Annotated in this window: 24 protein-coding genes; 10 read left to right on the forward strand and 14 right to left on the reverse strand. The window is 70.4% G+C overall.

Going from position 1 to position 25,368, the window contains the following annotated elements; genetic code table 11:
• The first annotated feature begins 30 nt into the window (after positions 1-30).
• Positions 31-1,008, forward strand: a complete 978-nt coding sequence (locus tag VGJ14_06385; protein ID HEY2832034.1) for a hypothetical protein — start codon at positions 31-33, stop codon at positions 1,006-1,008.
• 7 nt (positions 1,009-1,015) lie between these two features.
• On the opposite strand, the gene VGJ14_06390 is transcribed toward VGJ14_06385, so the two are convergent.
• From VGJ14_06390 to VGJ14_06415, 6 genes are all read right to left on the reverse strand, one after another.
• Positions 1,016-2,017, reverse strand: a complete 1,002-nt coding sequence (locus VGJ14_06390) for a tetratricopeptide repeat protein (protein HEY2832035.1) — start codon at positions 2,015-2,017, stop codon at positions 1,016-1,018.
• Positions 2,018-2,044: 27 nt separating this feature from the next.
• Positions 2,045-2,347: a DUF3817 domain-containing protein gene (locus tag VGJ14_06395; GenBank protein HEY2832036.1), complete on the reverse strand. Its 303-nt coding sequence runs from the start codon at positions 2,345-2,347 to the stop codon at positions 2,045-2,047.
• A gap of 66 nt (positions 2,348-2,413) precedes the next feature.
• A complete protein-coding gene (locus tag VGJ14_06400; GenBank protein ID HEY2832037.1) occupies positions 2,414-3,307 on the reverse strand; it encodes an SPFH domain-containing protein in 894 nt (297 codons plus the stop codon).
• Between the two features lie 35 nt (positions 3,308-3,342).
• Positions 3,343-3,759: an NfeD family protein gene (locus tag VGJ14_06405; protein HEY2832038.1), complete on the reverse strand. Its 417-nt coding sequence runs from the start codon at positions 3,757-3,759 to the stop codon at positions 3,343-3,345.
• Between the two features lie 6 nt (positions 3,760-3,765).
• Positions 3,766-4,704: a methylmalonyl Co-A mutase-associated GTPase MeaB gene (gene meaB / locus VGJ14_06410; protein HEY2832039.1), complete on the reverse strand. Its 939-nt coding sequence runs from the start codon at positions 4,702-4,704 to the stop codon at positions 3,766-3,768.
• A 41-nt stretch (positions 4,705-4,745) separates the two neighbouring features.
• The gene (locus VGJ14_06415; GenBank protein ID HEY2832040.1) at positions 4,746-5,930 is read right to left on the reverse strand and encodes an acetyl-CoA C-acetyltransferase; all 1,185 of its coding nucleotides are present in this window, start codon (positions 5,928-5,930) and stop codon (positions 4,746-4,748) included.
• Positions 5,931-6,028: 98 nt separating this feature from the next.
• Between VGJ14_06415 and mce the strand changes: the two genes are divergently transcribed.
• Positions 6,029-6,451, forward strand: a complete 423-nt coding sequence (mce, locus tag VGJ14_06420; protein ID HEY2832041.1) for a methylmalonyl-CoA epimerase — start codon at positions 6,029-6,031, stop codon at positions 6,449-6,451.
• 1 nt (position 6,452) lies between these two features.
• On the opposite strand, the gene VGJ14_06425 is transcribed toward mce, so the two are convergent.
• A complete protein-coding gene (locus VGJ14_06425; protein HEY2832042.1) occupies positions 6,453-7,103 on the reverse strand; it encodes a DedA family protein in 651 nt (216 codons plus the stop codon).
• Between the two features lie 65 nt (positions 7,104-7,168).
• Here VGJ14_06425 and ccrA point away from each other — a divergent pair, with 65 nt between their 5' ends.
• Complete coding sequence (gene ccrA / locus VGJ14_06430) at positions 7,169-8,509, forward strand: crotonyl-CoA carboxylase/reductase (GenBank protein HEY2832043.1); 1,341 nt, start codon at positions 7,169-7,171, stop codon at positions 8,507-8,509.
• Between the two features lie 345 nt (positions 8,510-8,854).
• A complete protein-coding gene (locus VGJ14_06435; protein ID HEY2832044.1) occupies positions 8,855-9,823 on the forward strand; it encodes a cellulose-binding protein in 969 nt (322 codons plus the stop codon).
• Positions 9,824-9,908: 85 nt separating this feature from the next.
• Here the strand turns inward: VGJ14_06435 and VGJ14_06440 are convergent, their stop codons facing one another.
• A complete protein-coding gene (locus VGJ14_06440; protein HEY2832045.1) occupies positions 9,909-10,196 on the reverse strand; it encodes a hypothetical protein in 288 nt (95 codons plus the stop codon).
• A 217-nt stretch (positions 10,197-10,413) separates the two neighbouring features.
• Between VGJ14_06440 and VGJ14_06445 the strand changes: the two genes are divergently transcribed.
• Positions 10,414-11,160 (forward strand): SIMPL domain-containing protein, encoded by a 747-nt coding sequence (locus tag VGJ14_06445; protein HEY2832046.1) that lies wholly within the window; start codon positions 10,414-10,416, stop codon positions 11,158-11,160.
• A 36-nt stretch (positions 11,161-11,196) separates the two neighbouring features.
• Here the strand turns inward: VGJ14_06445 and VGJ14_06450 are convergent, their stop codons facing one another.
• Together VGJ14_06450 and VGJ14_06455 are read right to left on the reverse strand one after the other, a co-directional pair.
• The gene (locus tag VGJ14_06450; protein HEY2832047.1) at positions 11,197-11,424 is read right to left on the reverse strand and encodes a zinc ribbon domain-containing protein; all 228 of its coding nucleotides are present in this window, start codon (positions 11,422-11,424) and stop codon (positions 11,197-11,199) included.
• A gap of 9 nt (positions 11,425-11,433) precedes the next feature.
• A complete protein-coding gene (locus VGJ14_06455; GenBank protein HEY2832048.1) occupies positions 11,434-12,291 on the reverse strand; it encodes a DMT family transporter in 858 nt (285 codons plus the stop codon).
• Between the two features lie 109 nt (positions 12,292-12,400).
• On the opposite strand from VGJ14_06455, the gene VGJ14_06460 reads away from it, so the two are divergent.
• The gene (locus VGJ14_06460) at positions 12,401-13,615 is read left to right on the forward strand and encodes a DegT/DnrJ/EryC1/StrS family aminotransferase (protein ID HEY2832049.1); all 1,215 of its coding nucleotides are present in this window, start codon (positions 12,401-12,403) and stop codon (positions 13,613-13,615) included.
• On the forward strand, positions 13,612-14,685 hold the full coding sequence (locus VGJ14_06465; protein HEY2832050.1) for a Gfo/Idh/MocA family oxidoreductase: 1,074 nt from the start codon (positions 13,612-13,614) through the stop codon (positions 14,683-14,685). Before VGJ14_06460 ends, VGJ14_06465 begins: the two co-directional genes overlap by 4 nt.
• Here the strand turns inward: VGJ14_06465 and VGJ14_06470 are convergent.
• Positions 14,670-16,445, reverse strand: coding sequence for a 3-hydroxybutyryl-CoA dehydrogenase (locus tag VGJ14_06470; protein ID HEY2832051.1), 1,776 nt, complete (start codon positions 16,443-16,445; stop codon positions 14,670-14,672). The genes VGJ14_06465 and VGJ14_06470 overlap by 16 nt on opposite strands.
• 85 nt (positions 16,446-16,530) lie before the next feature.
• Here VGJ14_06470 and nucS point away from each other — a divergent pair, with 85 nt between their 5' ends.
• Together nucS and VGJ14_06480 are read left to right on the forward strand one after the other, a co-directional pair.
• Positions 16,531-17,190: an endonuclease NucS gene (gene nucS / locus VGJ14_06475; GenBank protein ID HEY2832052.1), complete on the forward strand. Its 660-nt coding sequence runs from the start codon at positions 16,531-16,533 to the stop codon at positions 17,188-17,190.
• A gap of 47 nt (positions 17,191-17,237) precedes the next feature.
• Positions 17,238-20,543, forward strand: a complete 3,306-nt coding sequence (locus VGJ14_06480) for a DEAD/DEAH box helicase (protein HEY2832053.1) — start codon at positions 17,238-17,240, stop codon at positions 20,541-20,543.
• Positions 20,544-20,670: 127 nt separating this feature from the next.
• On the opposite strand, the gene VGJ14_06485 is transcribed toward VGJ14_06480, so the two are convergent.
• Positions 20,671-22,686, reverse strand: coding sequence for a protein meaA (locus tag VGJ14_06485; GenBank protein ID HEY2832054.1), 2,016 nt, complete (start codon positions 22,684-22,686; stop codon positions 20,671-20,673).
• A gap of 33 nt (positions 22,687-22,719) precedes the next feature.
• Here VGJ14_06485 and VGJ14_06490 point away from each other — a divergent pair, with 33 nt between their 5' ends.
• Positions 22,720-23,049 (forward strand): hypothetical protein, encoded by a 330-nt coding sequence (locus VGJ14_06490; GenBank protein HEY2832055.1) that lies wholly within the window; start codon positions 22,720-22,722, stop codon positions 23,047-23,049.
• Positions 23,050-23,056: 7 nt separating this feature from the next.
• Here VGJ14_06490 and murA read toward each other — a convergent pair whose 3' ends face one another.
• Both murA and VGJ14_06500 read right to left on the reverse strand, forming a co-directional pair.
• Positions 23,057-24,331, reverse strand: coding sequence for a UDP-N-acetylglucosamine 1-carboxyvinyltransferase (gene murA / locus VGJ14_06495; GenBank protein HEY2832056.1), 1,275 nt, complete (start codon positions 24,329-24,331; stop codon positions 23,057-23,059).
• 28 nt (positions 24,332-24,359) lie between these two features.
• Positions 24,360-25,310, reverse strand: a complete 951-nt coding sequence (locus VGJ14_06500; GenBank protein HEY2832057.1) for a hypothetical protein — start codon at positions 25,308-25,310, stop codon at positions 24,360-24,362.
• Positions 25,311-25,368 lie beyond the last annotated feature (58 nt).

Consider the following 25,368-nt stretch of genomic DNA (forward strand, 5'->3'; position numbering starts at 1 on the left):
GATCGGGCGGGGCCGATGGGACGGGACCGGATGTACACCAGCCGCAGCTTCGCCATGCACCGGTGGATCAACCGTGGGGCGCCGGTGCTCGGTGCGCTCGCGCTGGGCGCTCTGGTGGTCGGCGCCACCGCGACCGGTGCGCTGGGCTCCCATTCGGCAGACGCCGCAGCCAATGCCCCGGCCGCCCAGCAGCCCGCGGCGCAAGCACCGGCAGCGCAGCCCGCCGCGCAAGCACCCGTCGCGGCGCAGCCCGCCGCCGCAGCACCAGCGGTAGCACAGGCTGCCGCGCAGGCACCGGCGCTGATCCCGATCGCGCCCGCCCTGACCGTATCCGCTCCGAACGCCGCCACCGTCCCGGTCGTCCCCGTTGACCCAGCCGGGCAGCCCTGCGCCGTCACCCTGCCGCTGAGCCCCTGTGGGTTGCCCGACACGGCTGTGTCGAAGCAGGCCCCGCACGCCCACCACCACCGCCACGGTAAGTCCGGCCACCGAACCGCCGCGACCGTCGAGGGGCCCGCGGCTCGGCCCGCCGACCATTCCGCGGCGTCCCACTCCGCCCCGGCCGCGCCCACCCGACCCGAAGCGCCCGCGCACACCTCCGCACCGGTGGTGCGCCACGTCCCCGGATCCGTTCCCTCGGGGCATCCCACCGCGTCGACCCGCCCGGCCGCCTCGGCTCCCGCCACCTCGGCTCCCGCCACCTCGGCTCCGACCGCATCTGCCCCGGCCGCATCGGCGCAGCCGGCGGCGCCGATCTACCCCGCGGCCCCGGCCCACCCCACCGCCTCGGCTGCCCCGGCAACGCCGGCGGCCCCGGCCGGGCGGTCGGCCGGGCGGTCGGCCGGACCGAGCACCAAGGCCGGAGTCACGCACTCACCCAATGGGTCCACTCGCCCGGCCCGGGCGACGACCCCGCCGGCCACCGCCACCGGTAGCGGCTGCGGCGCCCTGGGTGATCAGTCCCGGTGCGGCGAGGGCAGCGCTCAGCCGGACGCGCCGCGACACTGACCCCGGCTCAGAACAGCGCGCCGGCCAACGCTCGGCGGGCCGTGGCGACCCGCGGGTCGTCGGAACCGGCCACCAGGAACAGGCTCAGCAGGTGCTCGCGGGCGACGTCCCGATCGGCGCCCGCGGTGATCCGCACGGTATCCACCAGTCGCTGGAACGCGTCCTCCACTACACCGTCGGCCGCGTCCAGGTCCGCGGCGAGACACTGCGCGGCCACGTCCAAAGGCCGATCGGCGGCGGCCTGACGTACCGTCACCGGATCGGCGGCGGACACCCGACGGAACAGCATCACCCGGGCCAGCCCCTGCTCGGCCTCGGGGTCCCCTGGCTGGCGCGCCAACGCCTCGGTGTAACCGAGCTCGGCGGCGTCCAGGTCCCCGCGCACCAACGCGTCGAACGCCTCCGGGTAGCGCAGCGATGGCTCCTCGCCGTCCTCGTCGTCCGCCGCGTCGGTGTCCCGCAGCGCCACTCGCCCGGAGATGCCGTTGGCGGTGGCCACCTTCAGCAGTTCTTCGATGACCTGACGCACCTGCGCCTCGGGCAGCGCGCCCTGGAACAACGGCATCGGGGACTGCCCCAGCACGGCCATCACGGTGGGCAGAGCCTGCACCTGGATCAGCTCGGCCAGCCGCTGGTTGGCCTCCACGTCCACCTTGGCCAGCACAAACCGGCCGCCGTACTCCAACGCCAACTTCTCCAGCACCGGGGAGAGTTGCTTGCACGGTTCGCACCAGTCGGCCCAGAAGTCCACCACCACCGGCACCTGCATCGAGGTGCCGATCACGAGGCTCTCGAAGGTGGCCTCGGTGACGTCGATGACGAACGGATTGGACCCGTCGGATTCGCCGCCGGCCGGGGCCGCGCCGCGGTGCTCAGCGTTCACGCCCAGCGCAGATCCCGTTGACCCGGCCGGAGACGTCGGGCCCGGACGCGTCGCCCGCGCCTTGAGCGCGGACAGGTCAACGGCACCGGCGGCGATGCGGGGAGTGGACGGCGGCTGCTGCGGCATGGACCCATCCTGCCTGGCCGGGCGGGCTCAGGAGTGGGCGGGCACCTGCTGCGTGCGCAACCAGCGCTCCACGAAGAACGGCGCGAACGGAATCACCGCGGCCACCAACACCTTCGCAATGACGTTATTCGGCCAGGACAGCGCCGTGCGCACCTGCCAGGCGGACAGCACGTAGAAGATGAAAAGCACGCCGTGGGTTGCCCCGGCAGGCGCGATCAACGAGTCGTTGCCCCCGATCTGCATGGGCACCGCGATACTGAGCAGCGCCAGATAGCTGATCGCCTCCAGCACCGAGAACACCCGCAACCGCCCGATCGGCGTCGACAGCACGGCAACCAATCCCTTCGCGAGCGGCGACCGTTGCCGCCGCTTCCATTCTCGCCGTCGGGGCGCAGGTCATTCCGCGGGGGGTGCGTTCCGTCCGCCGAATGCGTCGCCCAGACCCTCCAGGGCCTTGCCGAGTTCGCTGGGCACCACCCAGATCGTGTTGGCCTCCCCGCGCGCCAACTGCGGCAGGGTCTGCAGGTACTGGTAGCTCAACAGTTTCGGGTCCGCGTCGCCCTCGTGGATGGCGGCGAACACGATCTTGATGGCCTTGGCCTCGCCGTCGGCGCGCAGCACCGCGGCCTGTGCCTCACCCTCGGCGCGCAGGATCTGGGCCTGCCGCTCGCCCTCCGCGGTGAGGATCGCGGACTGCTTGAAGCCCTCGGCCTGCAGGATGGCGGCGCGCTTGTCCCGCTCGGCGCGCATCTGCTGCTCCATGGCGCCCTGGATCGTGGCCGGCGGGTCGATGGACTTGAGCTCGACCCGGTTCACCCGCAGTCCCCAACGCCCGGTGGCCTCGTCCAGCACAAGGCGCAGCGCGGCATTGATCCCGTCGCGGGAGGTGAGCGTCTGCTCCAGGGTCAAGCCACCGACCACGTTGCGCAGCGTGGTGACGGTCAGTTGCTCAACGCCCTGGATGAAGTCGGCGATCTCGTAGGTCGCCGCCTTGGCGTCGGTGACCTGGAAGTAGATGACGGTGTCGATGGACACCACCAGGTTGTCCTCGGTGATCACCGGCTGCGGGGGGAAGGAGACCACTTGCTCGCGTAGGTCGATCAGCGGCCGCAACCGGTCCACGAACGGGACCAGCAGCGTCAGGCCCGGATTCAGCGTGCGCGAATACCGGCCCAGCCGCTCCACGATCCCCGCCCTGGCCTGCGGCACGATGCGCACCGCCCGGTACAGCACCATGATCACGAACAGCACCACCACGCCGAGCGCGATCAACGCCGCCACCGTGTCCATGTCCGTGATGTCTCCTCTCCTGACGTGACGTCAGGTCAGCCGATGAGCGCGGTCGCGCCCTCGATCTCCAGCACCAGAACGTCGGCGCCGGACTCGAACACGCTGAAGCCGTCGTAGGCGCGCGCGGACCACACCTCACCGGCGAGCTTCACCTGTCCGCCGCGCCCGTCGACCCGGTCCAGCACCAACGCCTGCCGCCCCACCAGCGCGGCCGTGCCGGTGCGTGTTTGCGGCGTGCTCTGCAGGTGGCGCAGCGCCACCGGACGAACCACCAGGACGCCCGCCAACGCCACTACCAACGCAGCGCCGACCTGCACCCCGACGCCGGCTGCGGACACCACCGCGCCCGCCACCGCCCCGGCCGCGAGCATCGCGAAAATCAGGTCGACGGTGAGCATTTCGACGACGAGCAAGCCCGCCGTCGCGATCAGCCACCACACCCATGCGTGCACAACTACTCAGCTCACACCGTCGGCCCGCCGACGTCCAGTGCCGGCCAACAGCTGCTTTGCCGCGGATTCCGGGTCCAGCCTCCCATCGAGCACGGCGCCGGCCAGGTCGTCCAACGCCGCCTCACCGACCCGCTCGCGCAACGCGGCCAACGCGATCGCCTCGATCTCCACCGCGATGCGACGGCGCCGCCGGGCGGCCAACCCGCCGTGCTCGCGCAGCCAGGCGTGGTGGGCGTCCAACGCGTCGACCACCTCGGCCAGTCCCTCACCCCGCACCGCGCTGGCGGTGAGCACCGGCGGCTGCCAGCCGTCCGGCCGGCCCACCGAGGCCGCCAGCACGCCACGCAGTTCCGCGGCTGCGCGCGGCGCGCCGTCCTGGTCGGCCTTGTTCACCACGTACACATCGCCCACTTCGGCCAACCCCGCCTTGGCCGCCTGCACGGCGTCCCCGGCGCCGGGCGCGACCAGCACCACGGTGCTGTCCGCGAACCCGGTTACCTCGGTCTCCGATTGCCCGACGCCGACCGTCTCGATCAACACCACCGCGCAACTGGCCAGGTCCAGCACGCGCAGCGCGTGCGGCACCGAGCGCGCCAGTCCGCCCAGGTGCCCGCGTGCGGCCAACGACCGGATGAACACCTCCGGGTCGGTCTCGTGCTCGGTCATCCGCACCCGGTCACCGAGCAGTGCCCCGGAGGACAGCGGCGAGGACGGATCCACGGCGAGCACGCCCACCCGCACCCCGCGCCGGCGGTACTCCCCCACCAGCGCCGCGACGCTGGTGGATTTGCCGACGCCGGGCGGCCCGGTGAGGCCGACCACGTGCGCGGTGGGCGGGTGCGCGGCCAGGGCGGCGCGCACCTCGTGGGGCAACGCGCCGCCATCCTCGGCCAGGGAGATCGCCCGGGCCACCGCGCGCCGCTGCCCGGCGCGTACCCCGGCCAACAGCTCCGTTGCGTCCGCAGTGGCCGAACCCGCCGATTGGGTCAGGACCCGACCTTGAGGATCAGCGCGTCACCCTGACCGCCGCCGCCACACAGCGACGCGGCACCCACACCGCCACCCCGACGGCCCAGCTCCAGCGCCAGGTGCAGCACCAGGCGGGCGCCGGACATGCCGATCGGGTGCCCCAGGGCGATCGCACCGCCGTTGACGTTGACGATGTCGTCGCCCACGCCCAGCTCCCGCATCGACTGGATGCCGACCGCGGCGAACGCCTCGTTGATCTCGATCAGGTCCAGCTCGGAGACGGCCAGGCCCGCCTTGGCCACCGCGGCCTTGATGGCGTTGGCCGGCTGCGACTGCAGGGAGGAATCCGGGCCGGAGACCTGACCGTGCGCGCCGATCTCGGCGATCCAGGACAGCCCCAGGGACTGGGCCTTCTCCTTGCTCATCACCACCACCGCGGCGCCCCCGTCGGAGATCTGCGAGGCCGAACCGGCGGTGATCGTGCCGTTCTTGGCGAACGCGGCCGGCAGCTTGCCCAGCGACTCCGCGGTGGTGTCCCCGCGCACGCCCTCGTCCTCGGCGAACACGATCGCGTCACCTCGGCGCTGCGGGATCTCCATCGGGGCGATCTCCTGAGCCAGGATGCCGTTCTTCTGCGCGATCGCGGCCCGCTGGTGGGATTGCGCGGCGAAGGCGTCCTGCTCCTCGCGGGTCAGGCCCAGCGGGGTGTTGTGGTCCTCTGTCAGCCGACCCATCGCCACGTCGGTGAAGGCGTCCCACAGCCCGTCCCACTGCATCGCATCGACCAGCGTGGTGTCGCCGTACTTGAACCCCGAGCGCGACTTGGGCAGCAGGTGCGGGGCCTGGGTCATGGACTCCATGCCGCCGGCCACGATCGTGTCGAACTCACCGGCCCGGATCAGCTGGTCGGCCAACGCGATCGCGTTGAGCCCGGACAGGCAGACCTTGTTGATGGTCAGCGCGGGCACCGTCATCGGGATGCCGCCGGCCACCGCCGCCTGGCGGGCGGTGATCTGCCCGGCGCCGGCACCCAGCACCTGACCCATGATCACGTACTGCACGTCGCCGGGGGCGACGTTCGCGCGGGCCAGGGCGGCGCCGATGGCGTGCCCACCCAGTTGCGCGCCACTGAAGTCCTTGAGTGAGCCGAGCAACCGACCCATCGGGGTACGGGCTCCTGCCACGATCACTGAACCGGACATATGCGGCTCCTCCTACAGTCCCTCGCCGTGCGCTTCCCGCGCTTCTGTCACGATAGCCGGCGGGAGTCAGCACGTCGTTCCCGGCCGGGAGGAAGTAGATGATCAACCGCATCGACCACGTGGGATTCGCCGTGCGCGACCTGGACGCCGCGATCGCGTTCTACGAGCGGACCTTCGGGATGCACCTGGTGCACGAGGAGGTCAACGAGGAGCAGGGCGTGCGGGAGGCGATGCTCGCCGTGGGTGATTCCGGCTCGTGCATCCAGCTGCTCGCACCGCTGTCCGAGGACTCCACCATCGGTAAATTCCTGGCTCGCAACGGCGAGGGCATTCAGCAGGTGGCCTATGGCGTGGACGACATCGACGCGATCAGTACGCACCTGCGCGACGCGGGTGTGCGGCTGCTGTACGACGCCCCGAAGCGCGGTACCGCGAACTCGCGGATCAACTTCGTGCATCCCAAGGACGCGGGCGGGGTGCTGATCGAGCTGGTCGAGGCCGCGACCGACCCGACGCACTGACTCAGCTGCGCTCCCCGACCTGGGGGTCGACGTCGGCCGTCGGTGCCGGCTCCTTCTCCGCGCGGTGCGAGCGGATGCCGATCAGCACGACGGCCACCACGACCACGGCCACGACCAACCCGGCGCCCGCCTTTCCGGCGGTGTGCTCGACCCGCTGGTAGGAGTTGCCCGCCAGGTCGCCGACGGTCACGAAGGTGACCCCCCAGACCAGACCGCCCAGGGCGTTGAACGTCAAATACCTGCGGTAATCCATCCGCGACATGCCCGCCAGCGCCGGCATCACCGGCCGGAAGAACGCCACGAAGCGGCTCACGAAGACCGCGGTTCCGCCCCGTCGGGCCAGCAGCTCCATGGCCTTGGCGAGGTGGTGCTGATGTCTCCTCAGGAGCCGGACCTGCAACAGGCGCGGCCCGAACCGCCGACCCACCTCGAACCCCACACAGGCACCCAGGATGCCGGCGAGCACGACGATCCCCATCACGACCGACAGGTGGGCACCGCCGCGTGAGGCCTGCACTCCGCCCAGCACGGCTGCGGTCTCCCCCGGGACGAACCCGATGAACAGCGCGTACTCGGCGAACACCAGCAGGCCGACGATCAGGTACAACCAGCCCTGGTCGACGTTGAGGATGTGATCGACCGCGCCGCCCATGGCCCTCCGATTGTTGCGGCCGACAGCCCGTTACTGAGCGGTAGCGCGGCTGTTACGGTGTCGCCGTGCAGGAGATTCTCGACGCCATTCTGGCCGACGACGACGACGCGACGCGCGCGCTGGCCTCGGTGCCGGTGCCCGCCACCTACCGCGGTGTGACCGTGCACGCGGATGAGACCACCATGTTCGCCGGGCTGACCAGCCGGGATAAGGATCCGCGACGCAGTCTGCACCTGGAGGAGGTGCCCACCCCGGATCTGGGTCCGGGTGAGGCGTTGGTGGTGGTGATGGCATCGGCCATCAACTACAACAGCGTGTGGACCTCGATCTTCGAGCCGGTGCCCACCTTCGGGTTCCTGCAGCGCTACGGCCGCCTGTCCGAACTCACCAAGCGCCATGACCAGCCCTACCAGGTCATCGGCTCCGACCTGGCCGGTGTCGTGCTGCGCACCGGGCCCGGCGTGACCAAGTGGAAGACCGGGGACCGGGTGGTCGCGCATTGCCTGTCCGTGGAGCTGGAGGACGCGGCCGGCCACGACGACTCGATGATGGACCCGCAGCAACGCATCTGGGGCTTCGAGACCAACTTCGGCGGCCTGGCCGACGTCGCGTTGGTCAAGGCCAACCAGCTGATGCCCAAGCCCGAGCACCTCACCTGGGAAGAAGCCGCCTGCCCCGGCCTGGTCAACTCCACCGCCTACCGGCAGTTGGTCTCGCACAACGGCGCGAACATGAAGCAGGGCGACGTCGTGCTCATCTGGGGCGCCTCCGGCGGGCTGGGTTCCTACGCCACGCAGATGGCGCTGAATGGCGGCGCTATCCCCGTCTGCGTCGTGTCGTCGCCGGACAAGGCCGCCATCGTGCGCTCGATGGGCGCCGAGTTCGTCATCGACCGCGCCGCGGAGGGCTACAAGTTCTGGAAGGACGACCAGAACCAGGATGTGAAGGAGTGGCAGCGCCTCGGTGCGAAGATCCGCGACCTCACCGGCGGCGAGGACCCGGACATCGTCTACGAACACCCCGGCCGGGAGACCTTCGGCGCCAGCGTGTACGTCACCAAGCGCGGCGGCACGATCGTCACCTGTGCCTCCACTTCCGGCTTCATGCACCAATACGACAACCGCTACCTCTGGATGCATCTCAAGCGCATCGTCGGCTCGCACTTCGCCAACTACCGCGAGGCCTGGGAGGCCAACCGGCTGATCGACAAGGGCCTCATCCACCCCACCCTGTCCCGCGTCTACCCCCTGACGGAGACCGGACAGGCCACCCTCGACGTGCACCACAACCTGCACCAGGGCAAGGTCGGCGTGCTGTGCCTGGCCCCGAGCGAGGGTCTGGGCGTGCGCGACCACGAGAAGCGCGAGCAGCACATCACCGCGATCAACCGCTTCCGCAACGTCTGAACGGCCGAACTGACGACCGAGCAGCGTCAAATCGGGCACCGGACAGGTGGCTCCCGGGCATTGCCGGCCCAGTTGCCTGCGCACACGCAGATACCCCTGGCCAGGCTCGTTGCGCCGTTAGCGGAATGCCGTCGGTCGAAATGAACCCGACACGTAGACCTTGACCGCAAACGTACTTCGGCCGTAGGAAGCATTGCGGTCACGATCCGGGCGTCGCCCCCCGCCGACGGCGCCACGCCGGCTATGAAGTAAGCAGATAGGACGCGTGTTCGAGCACCGCTCTGCCACCATGGTGGTCTCGATCACTTAGACGGAACCACACCTGAACCGAGGACCAGTGTCGCGATGACGATGAACGAGACTCCCCCGGCATTCGACATCGTGCTGCGGGGCTACGAGCGCCGCCAGGTGGACGATCACCTGGCCACCCTCGTGAACGACCGCCTCGCCGCCGAACGTCGCGTGGCCGACCTGGAGCAGCAGTACAACCGCATGCGGCAGGAGTACGAGGCCGGGGCAGACGCCAACGAGCCCAGCTACTCCGCCCTCGGTGCACGGGTCGAGAAGATTCTGCGCCTGGCCGAGGAGGAGGCCCGCGACCTGCGCGCCGAGGCCGCCGCCGCCGGGGAGCAGACCCGTTCGCAGGCTTCCACCGACGTCGAGGCGATCCGGCGCAAGGGCGAGGAGGACGCCGCCGGCCGCAAGGCCTCGGCCGAGCACAACTGCAAGCAGATGCTCGAGCACGCGCACCACGAGAGCGAGCGCATCCGCGCCGAGGCCCAGGCGGAGGCCACCGCCAAGATGTCCGGTGCGGAGAAGGTGATCGAGGAGGCCCGCGCGAAGGCGGCCCAGATCGCCACCGAGGTCGAGTCGAAGCTGGCCAAGCGTCGGGAGCAGGCGGAGCGGGACATGTCGGGTCGTCAGGAGGTCGCGGAGAAGCGGCTGCTGGAGACCGGCGAGAAGGCCGACCAGATCCGCATGGAGGCGCAGAAGATGCGCGACGACGCGGAGGGCCGGGCCAAGCAGCTGCTCGAGGCCGCCCGTCGCGAGGCCGAGGACCTGGTCGCCGACGCGCGCGCCAAGGCCGAGCGGCAGCGCCTGGAGTCCGAGCGCGAGCTGGCCGCCCTGACGCACCGTCGGGACAGCATCAACGCCCAGCTGTCCAACGTCCGCGAGATGCTGGCCACCCTCACCGGTTCGGCCAGCGCCCTGGTCGAGGGCACCGCCCCGATGCCGGCGCAGTCCAGCCCGGCACCCACCATGCCGTCCCAGCCGCCCATGCAGAACGTGGACAACGGCACCTCCGGCCCGTAATCACCCGCACACCCTGCAGGGGCGACACCTCCACGGTGTCGCCCCTGTTGCGTTGCCGCCCCCAGCACGAGCCCGGCGCTGCCCGTCAGCGGCGGTTTCGCCCGCTTGGGGGGTGGCGGCGCAGGCGAGCGGCCCAGCAGGGGGTGTGCCAGTGGCGGCGGTCCTCGCCGTCGCTGTCCGCCCGCCAGGCCACCGTGTGCGGTGTGCCGACCGGGATCTCCTGCTCGCAGCCCGGACACCGGTAGGCCTTCACCACGGTGATGCCGGTCAGCCGGCGCACGTACCAGGACCCGTCCGGGTGCTCCTCGGGCACCGGGAGATCCGGCGCGGGCCCGGGGCGGGCGCCGGAGGTGCGGGGGTGGCGGCGCGGCATGCCTCGATTGTCACAGCCGGCGGTGTCATGGCCGGCCAGGAACTGCATTGGCCGGCGGTGTCATGGCCGGCCAGGAACTGCATTGGCCGGCGGTGTCATGGCCGGCCAGGAACTGCATTGGCCGGCACTGGTCACAGAACGATCACGCCGCGAACGTGGCGTGCCCCGCCACCGTCCTCGCATCAGCAAGCAAGCCACGCAAACCTGAGGAGTCCACATGAAGCGCAACGTCCGCCGGGTGCTGGTGCCCACCAGCGCGGCCGCCGTCGTCGGGGTGATCGTGACCACGCTGATCGTCGGCAACGGCTCGGGTCCGGTGCGCGCCGTCGACGGCGACGCGTCGGCCCCCAACACCGTCTCGGTCTCCGGCCTTGGTCGGGTCACCGGGACGCCGGACGTGCTGCGGCTGGCCATGGGCGTGCAGCGCACCGGTTCGGACGTGAACAACGCGCTGAACCTGGCCAACGGCGACATCAAGCGGATCACCGACGCGCTGCACAAGCACGGCGTGGCCGAGAAGGACATCCAGACCTCGGACCTGTCCATCAACCCGCACTGGGACAAGAACCGGATCAACGGCTACGACGTGGCCGAGTCGCTGACCGCGCAACTGCGCAAGCTCTCCGACGCGGGCGCGGCCATTTCCGACGCCGCGGCGGCCGGTGGCAATGCCACCCGCATCGACTCGGTGTCCTTCGACATCGAGGACAACCAGCAACTGGTCGACCAGGCCCGCACCGCGGCGTTCGCCGACGCGAAGGCCAAGGCCGAGCAGTACGCGAAGCTGGCCGGACGCAGCCTGGGCCGGGTCAGCCAGGTCAGCGAGAGCACCGACACCGAGCCGCGCCCGGTCCCCTACGCCGCGATGGACGCCGCCGGTGCGGCCGAAAAGTCCGCGGTGCCGATCAGCGCCGGCAGCCAGCAGGTGAGCGTGACCACCTCGGTGGTGTGGGAGCTGAACTAGGAATCCGCGCCGGCTATCGGGGTTGAGAGACGTGCCCTAACCGCAGCCACAGCCGCCGCCGCAGCACCCGCCGCCCGCCGGTGCTGCGACGGCGCGGGCCGGGGCTGACCCGGTGCGCGTCCCGGTCACCGAGACCGTGGACAACAGCTTGACGGTGTCCTCGTGCCCGTACGGGCAGGCCGCCGAGTCGGCCGAATTGGCCATCGGCCGGTTCACCTCGAAGGTGTGTTCGCACTCACGGCAGCGGTACTCATATCGGGGCACCCATCCAGCTTAGCCGGCGCGGGACAGTTCCGCCCCGATCGCGGCCACCCGCCAGATGCCGACAGCCATGCCCGCAGCGCCCAACAGCACCACGAACGCGCGCGGGCCGGCCAGGTCGAACCGCTCGCCGAGCACGGCCGCGCCGACGACCACCGCCACCACCGATTCGCTGAGCATGATCGCGGTCATCGGGGCGGCCAACGAACCACGCTGGAAGGCGCTCTGGTTGAGCACCATGGCCAGGATGCATACCGCCACGTACGCGTAGATCGGCCACTCGCCGAGCCGCTGCGCCACCCCACGACCGTTGCTCGCCGTGGTCACCTTGAGCAGCACCGCGGACAACCCGAACAACGTCCCCGTGGCCGTGCCCAGCAGGGCCGCGGCGACCGGGGAGGACAACCGCAGCTGCTCGGCCAGCAGGACGGCTCCGATGGAGGCCGCACCGATCGCGGCGAACACCGCAGGCCACGCCCAATCCGGGTGCCCAGCGCCGGTCTGTGTCGGGGTACCGGCCATCAGAAACGCGGCCAGCCCGACGGCGGCCAATAACACCGCGCGGACCTCGGCACCGATCGCCATTCGACCCGCCAACCGCGCTTCCATCGGCAGCGCCAGCACGGTGGCACTGACCACCAACGGCACCACGGTGGCCAGCGGCCCGTGCCGCAGGGCAACGGCCTGCAGCATCAATCCGACCACCGCTGCGCCCCGGCCCAACAGCCAGAGCGGACGACGCAGCAGACCCAACAGCAGCCGGGGATCACCGGCCACCCGGTGCCGCTCCCGCCCGGCGGCCTGGTGCTGCCACACCCAGCTGGCCGCAAAGCAGGCACCGGACGCCAACGCGAGGAATGCAGCGATCACGACGTTTTGCCGTCCGCTTGCGAAGCTCGGCGCGCCGTAGTGTTAAGGCGCTGTTCGTCCATCGCTACAGTCTGCCCCGCGAGGACTACCCATCTGCCGATTGGGGGGCGTGTTGGCGGGACCAGGAGCGCATTGTTTCGGGGACGAAGAGCGCAAAGAGGTCATGGAAGTCCTGGAGAGCGGACACCTCTCCCGGTACGGCTCTCTCGACGACCTGAGCTTCGGACACAAGGTCTACTCCCTGGAGCAAGAGTTCGCAGCGCTGTGCGGCTCCCGGCACGCGGTTGCCACAAGCTCGGGGACGGGGTCGATCCTGATCTCCCTGCTCGCTCTGGGTATCGGTCCCGGCGACGAGGTACTTGTGCCGGGCTTCACCTACGTCGCCTCCATCGGCGCGATCGTGCACGCCCGCGCCACGCCGGTGCTCGTCGAGGTCGATGAGTCGCTGACCATGGACCCGGCCGACGTCCGGGCGAAAATCACCGAGCGCACCAGAGCGATCATGCCGGTGCACATGCTCGGCAACCCCTGCGACATGACGGCACTGCGTCAGATTGCCGACCAGTACGGCCTTTCCCTCGTCGAGGACTGCGCCCAGGCCGGTGGCGCGACCTTCCGGGGCAAGCGGGTCGGCACGTTCGGTGAGTACGGCGCGTTCTCGCTGAACCGCTACAAGATGATGGCGGCCGGCGACGGCGGCATCATCGTCACCGACGACCAGGACCTCTACGAGCGGGCGTTCGCGCTGCACGATCAGGGGCACACCCCGTTGCGCGACGGCATGAAGGAGGCCGGGCCGCGCAGCCTGATCGGGCTCAACTTCAAGATGAACGAACTCACCGGCGCGGTGGCACTGGCGCAGACGCGCAAGCTGGACTGGATGCTGGAGACGCTGCGCGAGAAGAAGGCCCAGCTCAAGGCCCAGTTGCCGGTCGTGGACGGGATGCGCTTTCGCACCATCAACGACCTCGAGGGCGAGTGCGCCACGCTGCTCACGGTCCTGTTCGACACCCGCGAACAGGCCGAGCGGGTCGCCGGCAACATCGGCGGACGCACTGTGGGATCCTCGGGCTGGCACATCTACCACCGGATGGACCAGATCGTGGAACACAAGACGCCCGGCGCGGACTGGTCGCAGCCCGCGCGCCACCGCAATGCCGGTGACCTGCCGCGCACCGACGACATCCTGTCGCGCGCCGTGAATCTGTCCGTGGGCGTCGTGGACAGCGGCATCGGGGCCGGCTTCGGCATCAATTTCGGCTCCACCAGCGCCGAGATCGCCGAGGTGGCCGGGCGCTTCGCCGAGGCGGTCCGGACGGCATGAGTCCTCTCGGCGAACGGGTCCGACTCGGCGTCATCGGATTCGGCAAGCTCGGCTCGATCCACGCCGCCAACGTGGCCACCACGCGGGGCGCGGAACTGGTCGCGGTGTGCGATCCGAACCCGGTCGCGCTGGCCCGCGCGGTGGACCGGCACGGCGTGATCGCGGTCCCGGATCTGGACGATTTCCTGGCCCTGCCGCTGGACGGTGTGGTCATCGCCTCGAACACCCCGCTGCACGCCGAGCACATCCGCGCCGCGGCGCTGGCCGGTAAGGCGATCTTCAGCGAGAAGCCGGTGGGCCTGAGCCTGCCGGGCACCGACGATGTGCTGCAGCAGGTGGTCGATGCCGGCGTGCCGTTCCAGATCGGCTTCCAGCGTCGCTGGGACGAGCGCTACCAGCAGGCCAAGGCGGTCATCGACTCCGGGGAGATCGGCGACCCCGTGCTGTTCAAGTGCCACGGCCGCGACCCGGACGCCTCCGACCCCGCCAACTGGGGCCTGGACCGCAACGGCGGGCTGTTCCTGAACTGCGCCATCCACGACTACGACGCGGCACGCTTTCTGATGGGCCGTGAGGTCGAGCGGCTGTGCGCCACCGGCGCCGCGCTGGTGCACAAGGGTCTGGGCGACCTCGGCGACGCGGACACCTGCGCGACCTCGCTGTTCTTCGGCGGCGACGCCATGGCGTTGACCGAGTGGAGTCGCTACGCCTGCTACGGCTACGACATCGCGATGGAGGTGGTGGGTACCCGGGGCATCGTGCAGTTCGGCCAGCAACGCGACTGGATGGTTATCATCCGCCGCTCCGCCTCGGACGTGGGTTCGGTGTTCGACGTGTTCGGCGACGCCTACCGCCGTTCCATGGAGGGCTTCGTCGACGCCATCGTCACCGGTCTACCCACCCGGCCCGGCGTGCAGGACGCCCGCATCGCGCTGCATCTGGCGCTGACGGCGCGTCAGTCCTTCGAGCTGGGTGGGAATACCCTCGACGTCGCGGCGTTGGCCCCGCTGCAGGCGACGGCCGGCAGCGAGACCAACGCGAACCGCTGGACGCGTCAGCTCTTGGCGTAGTCGCGGAAGCCACGGCTGGTCTTGCGGCCGAGGTAGCCCGCGGTGACCAGGTGCTCGAGCAGCGGCGCCGGGGCATAGCCGGATTCCCGGAACTCCGTGTACAGGGTGCGCTCGATGGCCAGCGACACGTCCAGGCCCACCACGTCGAGCAATTCAAACGGGCCCATCGGCAGTCGGCAACCGGCCTTCATGGCCAGGTCGATGTCGTCCGCGGTGGCGTAGTGCGCCTCGAGCATCTTCACCGCGTCGTTGAGGTAGGGGAACAGCAGCGCGTTGACGATGAACCCGGCGCGGTCCCCGCAGGACACCGCAACCTTGCCCAGCGACTTGCACAACGCCCGGGTGGTCTCGACGACGTCCGGCGCGGTGGCGACCGTGTGCACCACCTCGACCAGCTTCATGACGGTGGCCGGGTTGAAGAAGTGCATGCCGATCACGTCCGCACCACGGTTGGTCACCGCGGCCAGTTCGATCACCGGCAGGCTGGAGGTAGTGGTGGCCAGGATCGCGCCCGGTCGACAGATCTCGTCGAGGTTGGCGAACAGTGCGGTCTTCACCGCGAGGTCCTCGACGACGGCCTCCACCACCAGGTCCACGCTCGCCAGGTCATCCAACGCGGTGGTGCCGCGCACCCGACCCAGGGCGGCGTCGCGGGCCTCCTCGGTCAGCCGACCGCGCTGCACGGACTTCTCCAGCGAACGGGACAGCGCGGAGTTCACCGAGGCGACCCGCTCGTCGCTGCGGGCCACGAACACCACGTCGTGGCCGGCCTTGGCGAACACCTCGATGATGCCGGTCGCCATGGTGCCGGTGCCGATCACACCGACCTGCTGCACGTCGCGGCGCAACTGGGCCTGCTCGGACTGATTCGGCGTCAGACCGTCGGCCACCACGGTGGAGGAGCCCGGTTCGGCGTAGGTGTAGAAGCCGCGGCCGGACTTGCGACCGAGCAACCCGGCGGTGACCATCTGCTTGAGCAGCGGTGCCGGCGCGTGCACCCGACGCCGCCCCTGGCGGTACATCGAGGACAGGATCTCGTAGGTGATGTCCAGGCCGATCAGGTCGATCAACGCGAGCGGGCCCTGCGGGTAGCCGCAGCCGTACTTCATCGCCGCGTCCAGGTCCTCCCGCGACGCGTAGTGCTCCTCGAACATGGTCACCGCGTGGTTCAGGTACCCGAGCAGCAGCGCGTTGGTGATGAACCCGCCCTGGTCCCCGCACACCACCGGGGTCAAACCGAGCTTCTCGACGAATGCCCGCACCGAATCGATCACGTCGGCATCGGTGACCAGCGTGCGCACCACCTCGACGAAACCGATGACCGGCGCCGGGATGAAGAAGTGCAGCCCCACCATGCGGCGCGGGTTGGCCGAGGCCACGGACAGCTCGGTGACCGACAGTGAAGAGGTGTTGGTGGCCAGGATCGCGTCCGGCCGCGCGATCTCGTCCAGCTTGGCGAACACCGCACGCTTGACGTCGGCGTCCTCGGTGACCGCCTCGACGATCAGGTCCAGGTCGGCCAGCGCGGCCGGGTCGTGGCCCAGGCTGATGCGATCCAGCAACGCGGTGCGGTCCTCCGCGGTGAGCTTGCCGCCCTCCACCGCGCGCGCGGTGGACGCCTCCAACAGCGCCCGGGCCCGGGCCACGCCGGCCTCGTCGATCTCGACGCCGATGACCGTCAGACCGTTGCGGGCGAACACCTCGGCGATGCCCGAGCCCATCACGCCGACCCCGATGACCCCGACCTGCTTGAACTCCATCGTTCTCCTGCCTCCAAGTCCCCATCGGACTGCCGAGGACCAACGTAGCCGCCTCGGTTGCCGCGGTCGCCGGTAGGTTTGTGCCGTGCGTGTGGTGATCGCCCGGTGCGAGGTGAACTACGTCGGGCGGCTCACCGCACATTTGCCGGAGGCCACCCGCTTGCTGCTGGTGAAGGCCGACGGCTCGGTGCTGGTGCACTCCGATGGCGGCTCCTACAAACCGCTGAACTGGATGTCCCCGCCGTGCTCACGCACCGAGACGGACACCGGTTGGTTGGTCACGAACAAGGCCGGTGAGCAGCTGCAGATCACCCTGTACGAGGTACTGCACGACTCCAGCCACGACCTGGGCATCGACCCCGGCCTGGTCAAGGACGGCGTCGAGGCGCACCTGCAGGTCCTGCTCGCCGAGCAGGCCGAGGTCCTCGGCCCGGGGTGGCGCTTGATCCGCCGGGAATACCCGACGTCCATCGGCCCGGTCGATCTGCTCTGCCGCGACGCCACCGGCGGCACAGTGGCCGTCGAGATCAAGCGGCGCGGCGAGATCGACGGCGTGGAGCAGCTGACCCGTTATCTGGACCTGCTCAACCGCGACCCCCTGTTGGCCCCGGTCAGCGGCGTGTTCGCCGCCCAGGAGATCAAGCCTCAGGCCCGTGTCCTGGCCACCGACCGCGGCATCCGCTGCATCACGCTGGATTACGATGCCCTGCGCGGCGTCGACAAACCCGAGGACCGCCTTTTCTGAGCCGTTCCTCCCACCGCTTGTCACCGCCCGCCATTAGCGTCTGAGGCATGTCCGTCGACCCCGGTTTCGCCTGCGACCGGGACAGCTTGCGCGCCGGGGTGGGCACCGCGACGTTCCTGCGCGGGGTGGCCTACGCGGACAACGGCGCCGTGCAGCACGTGGCCTGGCGAGAGGCCGTCCGGACGCTGGTCGGGTCGGTGATCGGCAGCCGGGGCGAGAAGTACCTGACCACCGTGCGCTTCGACGACTCCGCGCCGGCCCGGTTCCGCCGCGGGGAATGCACCTGCCCGATGCGCCACGACTGCAAGCACGCGGTTGCCCTGGCCCTGGTCGCCTCCCGGCAGGCGGCCGCGACCCCGCCGCCGGCGCCCACGCCGGCCACCTGGGAGACGCCCTGGGAGTCCCTGCTCGGCGCGACGCCGGGTGAGGCGACCCCGCCCGCCCGGCACACCCTGGCCATCGAGCTGGCCCTGACCCGGACACCGACCAACCGCTGGGACGGCACCCGGCTGGCCGGCAGCCTCGAGCTGTCCGCTCGCCTGGCGCGCAACGGCCGCAGGGGCTGGATCGCCGGCGGGTTGGCCTGGGGCAGGCTCTCCGGCCTGCAGTTCTCCGCCGACTACGACCCCGAGCAGGTCCGGGTGCTGGCCGACCTGCACGCCCTCTACCGGGCCCGCACGGGCAGCGGGTGGAACGGCTACGCCAACTACGGCGAGGACCGCACCATCGAGCTGTCCGCGATCACCTCCAACGCGCTGTTCCCGCTGCTGGCCGCCGGCCTCGCCGCCGGGATCCGCCTGGTGCACACCACGCCCGACCTGGGTGACCTGCCGCCGATCGTCGCCGCCGAACTGTGCCTGGACGTCACCGGTGCCGACGGCGCGGGCACAGATCTGCGCGCCGCTCCGGTGCTGCGGATCGACGGCAGCACCGCCGCGGTGGTGCCGGTCGCCTTCATCGGCAACGGGATCGGCGCGGTGGTCGTGCCCGCCGCCGAGCCGGACTTCACCGGCAACCCGGCAACCTGGCCGCTGCGGCTGGTCTCGCTGTCCGCCCCGACTCCGCCGACGATCCTGCGGATGGCGTTGGAGCAGCGCAGTCTGCCGGTACCCGAGCAGCACCACGACCGCTTCCGCGACGAGTACTACCCACGGCTGCGCCTGCTCGCCCCGGTGATCTCCAGCGACGGTTCGTTTCACCCCCCGCAGGTCTCCGCGCCCGTATTGGTGCTGCAGGCCACCTACGGCGATGAGCACGCGCTGGCGCTGCGCTGGGGGTGGGACTACAACGTCAGCGGCACCCAACGTCGGCTGCCGGTGGGCGGCGAGGAGGGCGCCGGGTACCGGGACCGCACAGCCGAGGCGGTGCTCCGCGAGAGTCTCGGGCGGGGGTTCACCGAGTTCGGGCTCAGCGACGCTGCGCAGGGCGTGGCGTCGTGCACCGGCCTGGACACCATGCGGTTCACCACCGAGTTCCTCCCGCTGCTGCGGGATCGCATGGACATCCGGCTGGAGATCCTCGGCACGCCTGCCGATTACCGCGAGGCCGACGACGCGGTGCGCATCGGCGTCTCCACCACGGCCGTGCGTGGCGACGGCGACTGGTTCGACCTCGGCATCTCGGTGACGGTCGACGGCGAGACCGTGCCGTTCCTCGACCTGTTCGTCGCGCTGGCCAAGGGCCGCTCGCAGCTGCTGTTGCCCGGCGGGGCGTACTTCTCATTGGACAAGCCGCAACTGCTCGCGCTGCGCCGGCTCATCGAGGAGGCCCGCGCCTTGAGCGACGCCCCGGAGGGGCCACTGCGAATCAGCAGGTACCAGACCTCGGTATGGGAGGAACTGGTCGGCCTGGGCGTGGTGGACCGACAGGCCGTCGCCTGGAAGTCCCACGTCGCGGCGCTGCGCCGGTTGGAGAAAGTCGGCGGGGCGCCGCTGCCGCCGGGCGTGCACGCCGAACTGAGGCCCTATCAGCTCGAGGGCTTCGAGTGGCTGGCGTTCCTGTGGGAACACCGCCTGGGCGGAATCCTGGCCGACGACATGGGGCTGGGCAAGACGCTGCAGTCCCTGGCCCTGATCGCGCACGCCCGCGACACGCAGCCGGACGCCCCGCCGTTCCTGATCGTCGCGCCGACCTCGGTGGTATCCAACTGGGCGACCGAGTCCGCCCGGTTCACCCCGGGCCTGCGGGTGCACACCGTGTCCGGGACCGCACGGCGCACCACGCGCGAGGGCGGCACCCACATCGCCGAACTCGCCGCCGGCGCGGACGCCGTGGTCACCTCCTACGCCCTGCTGCGCATCGATGCCGAGTCCTATCAGGCCCACGAGTGGGCGGGCCTGCTGCTGGACGAGGCGCAGTTCGTGAAGAACCGCAACGCCAAGGTGCACCGGGCGGCCCGGCAGCTCCGCGCGCCGTTCAAGCTCGCGATCACCGGCACCCCGCTGGAGAACTCGGTGCTGGAACTGTGGTCGCTGCTCTCGATCACCGCGCCGGGCCTGTTCCCCGACCCCGGCGCGTTCAAGGAGTTCTACGCCACCCCGATCGAACGCAACGGTGACACCGAACTCCTGGCCCAGTTGCGTCGCCGGATCCGCCCGTTGCTCAAGCGCCGGACCAAGGAGCAGGTCGCGCCGGAGCTACCGGCCAAGCAGGAACAACGGCTCGAGCTCGAACTCGATCCGCGCCATCGCAAGATCTACGACGTCGCGTTGGCCCGGGAGCGCCAGAAGGTGCTCAAGCTGCTCGACAACCTCGACGGCAACCGGTTCATGATCCTGCGCTCGATCACCCTGTTGCGCCAACTGAGCCTGCACCCGGGGCTGGCCTCCGACGAGCACCGCGACGTGCCCAACGTCAAGATCGACGAACTCCTCGCGCATCTCGACGCCGTCGCCGGGACCGGGCACCGCACGCTGGTGTTCAGCCAGTTCACCGGGCTGCTGGACCTGATCGAGGCGCGGCTGGCCGCGGCCGGCATCGAGCACTGCCGACTGGACGGCAGCACCACGCGCCGGGCGGAGGTAATCACCCGGTTCAAGGAGGGCACCGTCCCGGTGTTCCTGATCAGCCTCAAGGCCGGCGGGTTCGGGCTGAACCTCACCGAGGCCGACTACTGCTTCCTGATGGACCCCTGGTGGAACCCGGCCGCCGAGGCCCAGGCCGTCGACCGCACCCACCGCATCGGTCAGACCCGCACCGTGCACGTGTACCGGCTGATCGCGCACGACACCATTGAGGCGCGGGTCATGGCGCTGCAGGCCCGCAAGTCCGAGCTGTTCGCGAGCGTGCTGGACACCGGCGACGGCTTCGGCGGGCGGTTCGACGCCGAGGACATCCGCGGCCTGTTCGCCTGATGCCGCGGCGCCGATCGCCGCTGCGCTCATTCATGAGCGCAGCGAGTTCTCTCATACGCCAGTCGTCAGTTTGGGGCCGTTTTCGGGGCTCAGAATGACGCCTCGCGTATGACAGTGCTCGCTCAGATCATGAATGAGCGAGTGGCACCAATCCGTTTGCGGCGCGGATGACGTCCACGATGCGCACCATGATCTCGGTCAGCCCGTAGTCCTTCGGGGTGAACACCGCGGCCACGCCGGCCCGGGTCAGCGCCCGCGCGTCAGCGTCCGGAATGATCCCGCCGACGATCACCGGCAGGTCCCCGGCGCCGGCCTCGCGCAGGCCGGCGAGCACCGCCGGGATCAGCTCCATGTGCGATCCGGAAAGGATCGACAGGCCCACGCAGTGCACGTCCTCGGCGACCGCCGCGGCCACGATCTGCTCCGGGGTGAGCCGGATGCCCTGGTAGACGACCTCGAAGCCGACGTCGCGGGCGCGCACCGCCACCTGCTCGGCGCCGTTGGAGTGCCCGTCCAGGCCCGGCTTGCCGACCAGCAGGCGCAACCGACGGCCCAGTTCCTCACCGGTCCGCGCGACCGCGGCCCGGGCGGCGGCGATGCCCTCGCCGTCGGGGGCGCCGCTCACGCCCGACACCCCGGTCGGGGCGCGGTACTCGCCGAACACCTCGCGCAGCGCACCGGACCACTCCCCGGTCGTGACGCCGGCCCGTACGCAGGCCAGCGTGGCCACCATCAGGTTCTCCCCCGTCTTCGCGGCCGCGGCCAAGGCGTCCAGTGAGGCCACCACGGCGTCGTTGTCCCGCTCGGCCCGCCAGGCCTGCACGTTCGCGATCGCGGCGGCTTCCGCCTCGGGGTCGGCGGTCTGGATGGCCGCGTCCAGGTCGGCCAGCAGCGGGTTGGGCTCGGACTCGGTGAACGCGTTGACGCCCACCACCACGTCCTCACCGGACTCCAGCCGGGCGCGCCGAGCCGCGTGCGAGGCCACCAGGGCGGCCTTCATGTAGCCGGACTCCACCGCGGCCACCGCGCCGCCCAGTTCCGCGATGCGGTCCATCTCGGCCCGGGCGTCGGCCACCAACTGGGCGACCTTCGCCTCCACCACCACCGAGCCGGTGAACAGGTCGTCGTAGTCCAACAGGTCCGACTCGTGCACCAACACCTGCTGGATGCGCAGCGACCACTGCTGGTCCCAGGGCCGCGGCAGGCCCAACGCCTCGTTCCAGGTGGGCAGCTGGACGGCCCGCGCCCGGGCGTCCTTGGACAGCGTGACGCCGAGCATCTCCAGCACGATGCGCTGGATGTTGTTCTCCGGCTGCGCCTCGGTCAGGCCGAGCGAGTTCACCTGCACGCCGTAGCGGAACCGCCGCGCCTTGGCGTCGGTGACCCCGTAGCGGTTCAGGCACAGCTCGTCCCACAGCGCGACGAACGCGCGCATCTTGCACATCTCCTCGACGAAGCGCACGCCGGAGTTCACGAAGAACGAAATGCGGGCGACGACCTCGCCGAAATCTTCGACCGCCACCTGCCCGGAGTCGCGCACCGCGTCCAGCACCGCGACCGCGGTGGACATCGCGAAGGCCAACTCCTGCACGGGGGTGGCCCCCGCCTCCTGCAGGTGGTAGCTGCAGATGTTGATCGGGTTCCACTTCGGCACGTTGGCCACGGTGTAGGCGATGGTGTCCACGGTCAGCCGCATGGACGCGGCCGGCGGGAACACGTAGGTGCCGCGGGACAGATACTCCTTGAGAATGTCGTTCTGCGTGGTCCCGGCCAGCTGGCGCAACACCTCGACGCGGTCCTGGCCCGCCGCCTCGGCCTGCTCCTCGGCGACCACCTGATACATCGCCAGCAACCACATCGCGGTGGCGTTGATGGTCATCGAGGTGTTCATGGTGTCCAGCGGGATGCCGTCGAACAGTCGACGCATCTCCCCCAGGTGCGCCACCGGCACACCGACCTTGCCGACCTCGCCCCGGGCCAGCACGTGGTCCGGGTCATAGCCGGTCTGGGTGGGCAGGTCGAAGGCGACCGACAACCCGGTCTGACCCTTGGCCAGGTTGCGTCGGTACAGCGCGTTCGAACCACTGGCCGAGGAGTGACCGGCATAGGTACGGATCAACCAGGGTTTGTCGCGGTGCGGCATCGTCGACCTCCCACTCCATGGTACGCATGGGCGGTGGGGCACGACTCCGGCCACGTCTCCTGGGCGCCGTTTCTCGCATTTGCCGTGGTCGGGGTGCTGATCATGGTGCTGCGCTGGGCGTATTCAGCTCGACGGGACAGCCTGTTGTCCACCCCGGTGCACCGCGGCCGGGACAACGACTACGGACTGCTTGTCCCCGTCGCGGCGCCGCAGAGTGAACTGGGTGGCGTGCGGGCCCGGCAGCGCCTCGAGGCGGCCGGCATCAAGGCCACGCTGACCCGCACCGAATCCGGCCTTCGCCTGCTGGTGTTCCCCGACGACGCCGACGCCGCGCGCCGGATCCTCAACGAAGGAGCAAGCTGACGGGGTCTCAGCCCTCAAAGACATCGGGATCCGGTTCCCGGACCATCACCGCACCCAGTGCGCACATCTTCTCCACGAACCCGGCGTAGCCGCGGTCGATGTGGTGCACGTCGGTGATGATGGTCTCCCCGTCGGCAACCAGGCCGGCCAGCACCAGACCGGCGCCGGCCCGGATGTCGTGCGCCCGCACCGGGGCACCGGACAGCTGCTCCCGTCCGCGCACCACCGCGTGGTGCCCCTCGGTCTTGATCTCCGCGCCGAGCCGAACCATCTCGTCGATGAACATGAACCGCGCCTCGAACACGTTCTCGGTGACCATCGCGGCACCCGCCGCGATGGTGTTCAGCGCGATGTACGCGGGCTGCAGGTCGGTCGGGAAGCCCGGGTAGGGCAGCGTCATGATGTCGACGGCCTCCGGCCGCCGCTCCATGGACACCCGGAACCCGTCGGTCAGCAATTCCACGTCGGCCCCGGCGGTGACCAGCTTGTCCAGCGGCAGCTCGAGGTGGTGCGGGTTGGCGTTGCGGACAATCACGTCGCCCCGGGTCATCGCGGCGGCCACCGCCCAGGTGCCGGCCACGATCCGATCGGCCACCGTGCGGTGCTCGGTCGGGCTCAGCGAGCTGACCCCCTCCACCTCGATCGTGGAGGATCCCGCGCCGACCACCTTGGCGCCCATCGCGCACAACATGTCGGCGAGGTCGACGATCTCCGGTTCGCGCGCGGCGTTGTCGATCACCGTGGCGCCGTGCGCGAGCACCGCGGCCATCAGCACGTTCTCCGTCGCGCCGACGCTGGGGAAGTCCAGCCACACCGCCGCGCCGCGCAGCCCGTCCGGCGCGCCGGTGAGGATGTAGCCGTGCTCGAACTCGGTGGTCGCGCCGAGCTTGGCCAGCCCGGCAATGTGCATGTCCAGCGCCCGGGAGCCGATGTTGTCCCCGCCCGGCAGCGCCACCTTGGCCTGCCCGCAGCGGGCCACCAGGGGGCCCAGCACGCAGATCGAGGCCCGCAGCCGGCGCACCAACTCGTATGGCGCCTCGTGCTCCAACGTCTCGGGCACGTCGATCACCACCGTGCCCGCGCCCACCTCGACCTCGCACCCCAGACGACGCAGCACCGCGGCCATGTACTCGATGTCCAGGATGTCCGGCACCGCGGTCAGGGTGCTCCGACCTGGCGCCAACAGCGCCGCCGCCATCAGCTTGAGCACGCTGTTCTTGGCCCCGTCGACGGTCACCTCACCGCGAAGGCGCGTCCCGCCCTGTACCCGGAACCTGTCCACCGCCCGATGTTATTGCCCCCGGCAGGCCTCAGGTGGCGGGCCGCGCGTATACGCCGAACGGCTCGAAGTCGTAGACCGTCCTGTTGATCTGCAAGTCGTCGACCGCGCCGGCGAAGGCGTGGTCCCGGCCCTTGCCGACGCCGATCGTGTAGACGGTCCCGTTGAGGACTTTGCTCTTCGCGGTTTGGAACGTGCACGGTGTCGTTAGGTTGCACCCCGAGTCCGTACCGAACTGTTGGGTGAAGAACCACAAACCGTCCGTCGCGGTGAAGTGCGTGAACTTTCCGGCCTGGCTCGCAGCTCCGGTGGGCAGGAACCCCATTGTGGTGTACGTGTAGGTGGCGCTCGTCGGTCCGTCGGGATCGATCTCGATCTTGATCCCCGGAAGATTCCCTACCCCGCCGTTCGCGGGGGCCTGATTCTCACCGACTGTGTAGACGTCGAAGGCGAGTTGGGTCAGATCGGCGACCCGATCTCCCACGAAGTCGACCCCGTTGCCGAAGTCGACCTGGTCCGTGACGGACGAGGTCTGGATGTGCAGACTGCCGATGCCGGACGGCGGCGTCACGTGGCCGAGAGCGGACTCATAGGGTCCGGAGCGCAGCGCCGCGTACCCAGCCCCGATGACGTTGCGGTCGAGCAGGCCCCAGCGCGCGCCGACAAAGGTGGCATCGTGCCCCGGCGGGCCCGGCTGCCCGGGCGGGCCCGGCTGCCCCGGCGAGCCCTGGTGCCCGTGATCACCGCCGCCGCCCCCGCCGCCACCGCCGCCGTGCGAGCGCAGCCACCGCCGCGCGTCGAAGCTCAGGTCGCGCACGCCGATGCTGTGGTCGCGGATGTCCCGCCCGGTGATGGAACCGTCCTGGATGTCGTCACCGGTGATCAGCCCCTGTGCGAACGAGGTGCCACCCATACCCAGGGCCGCGACGGCAGCCCCAGAGACGGCGAATGCGGCCGCGACGGCGATCTGACGAGTCCTCATGGCAATCCCCTCCGCGAGGAGGGTAGAAACCAATCCGACCCGTACGTTGGCGTACGGG

The sequence above is a fragment of the Sporichthyaceae bacterium genome, from assembly GCA_036493475.1.
Taxonomy (GTDB): Bacteria; Actinomycetota; Actinomycetes; order Sporichthyales; family Sporichthyaceae; genus DASQPJ01.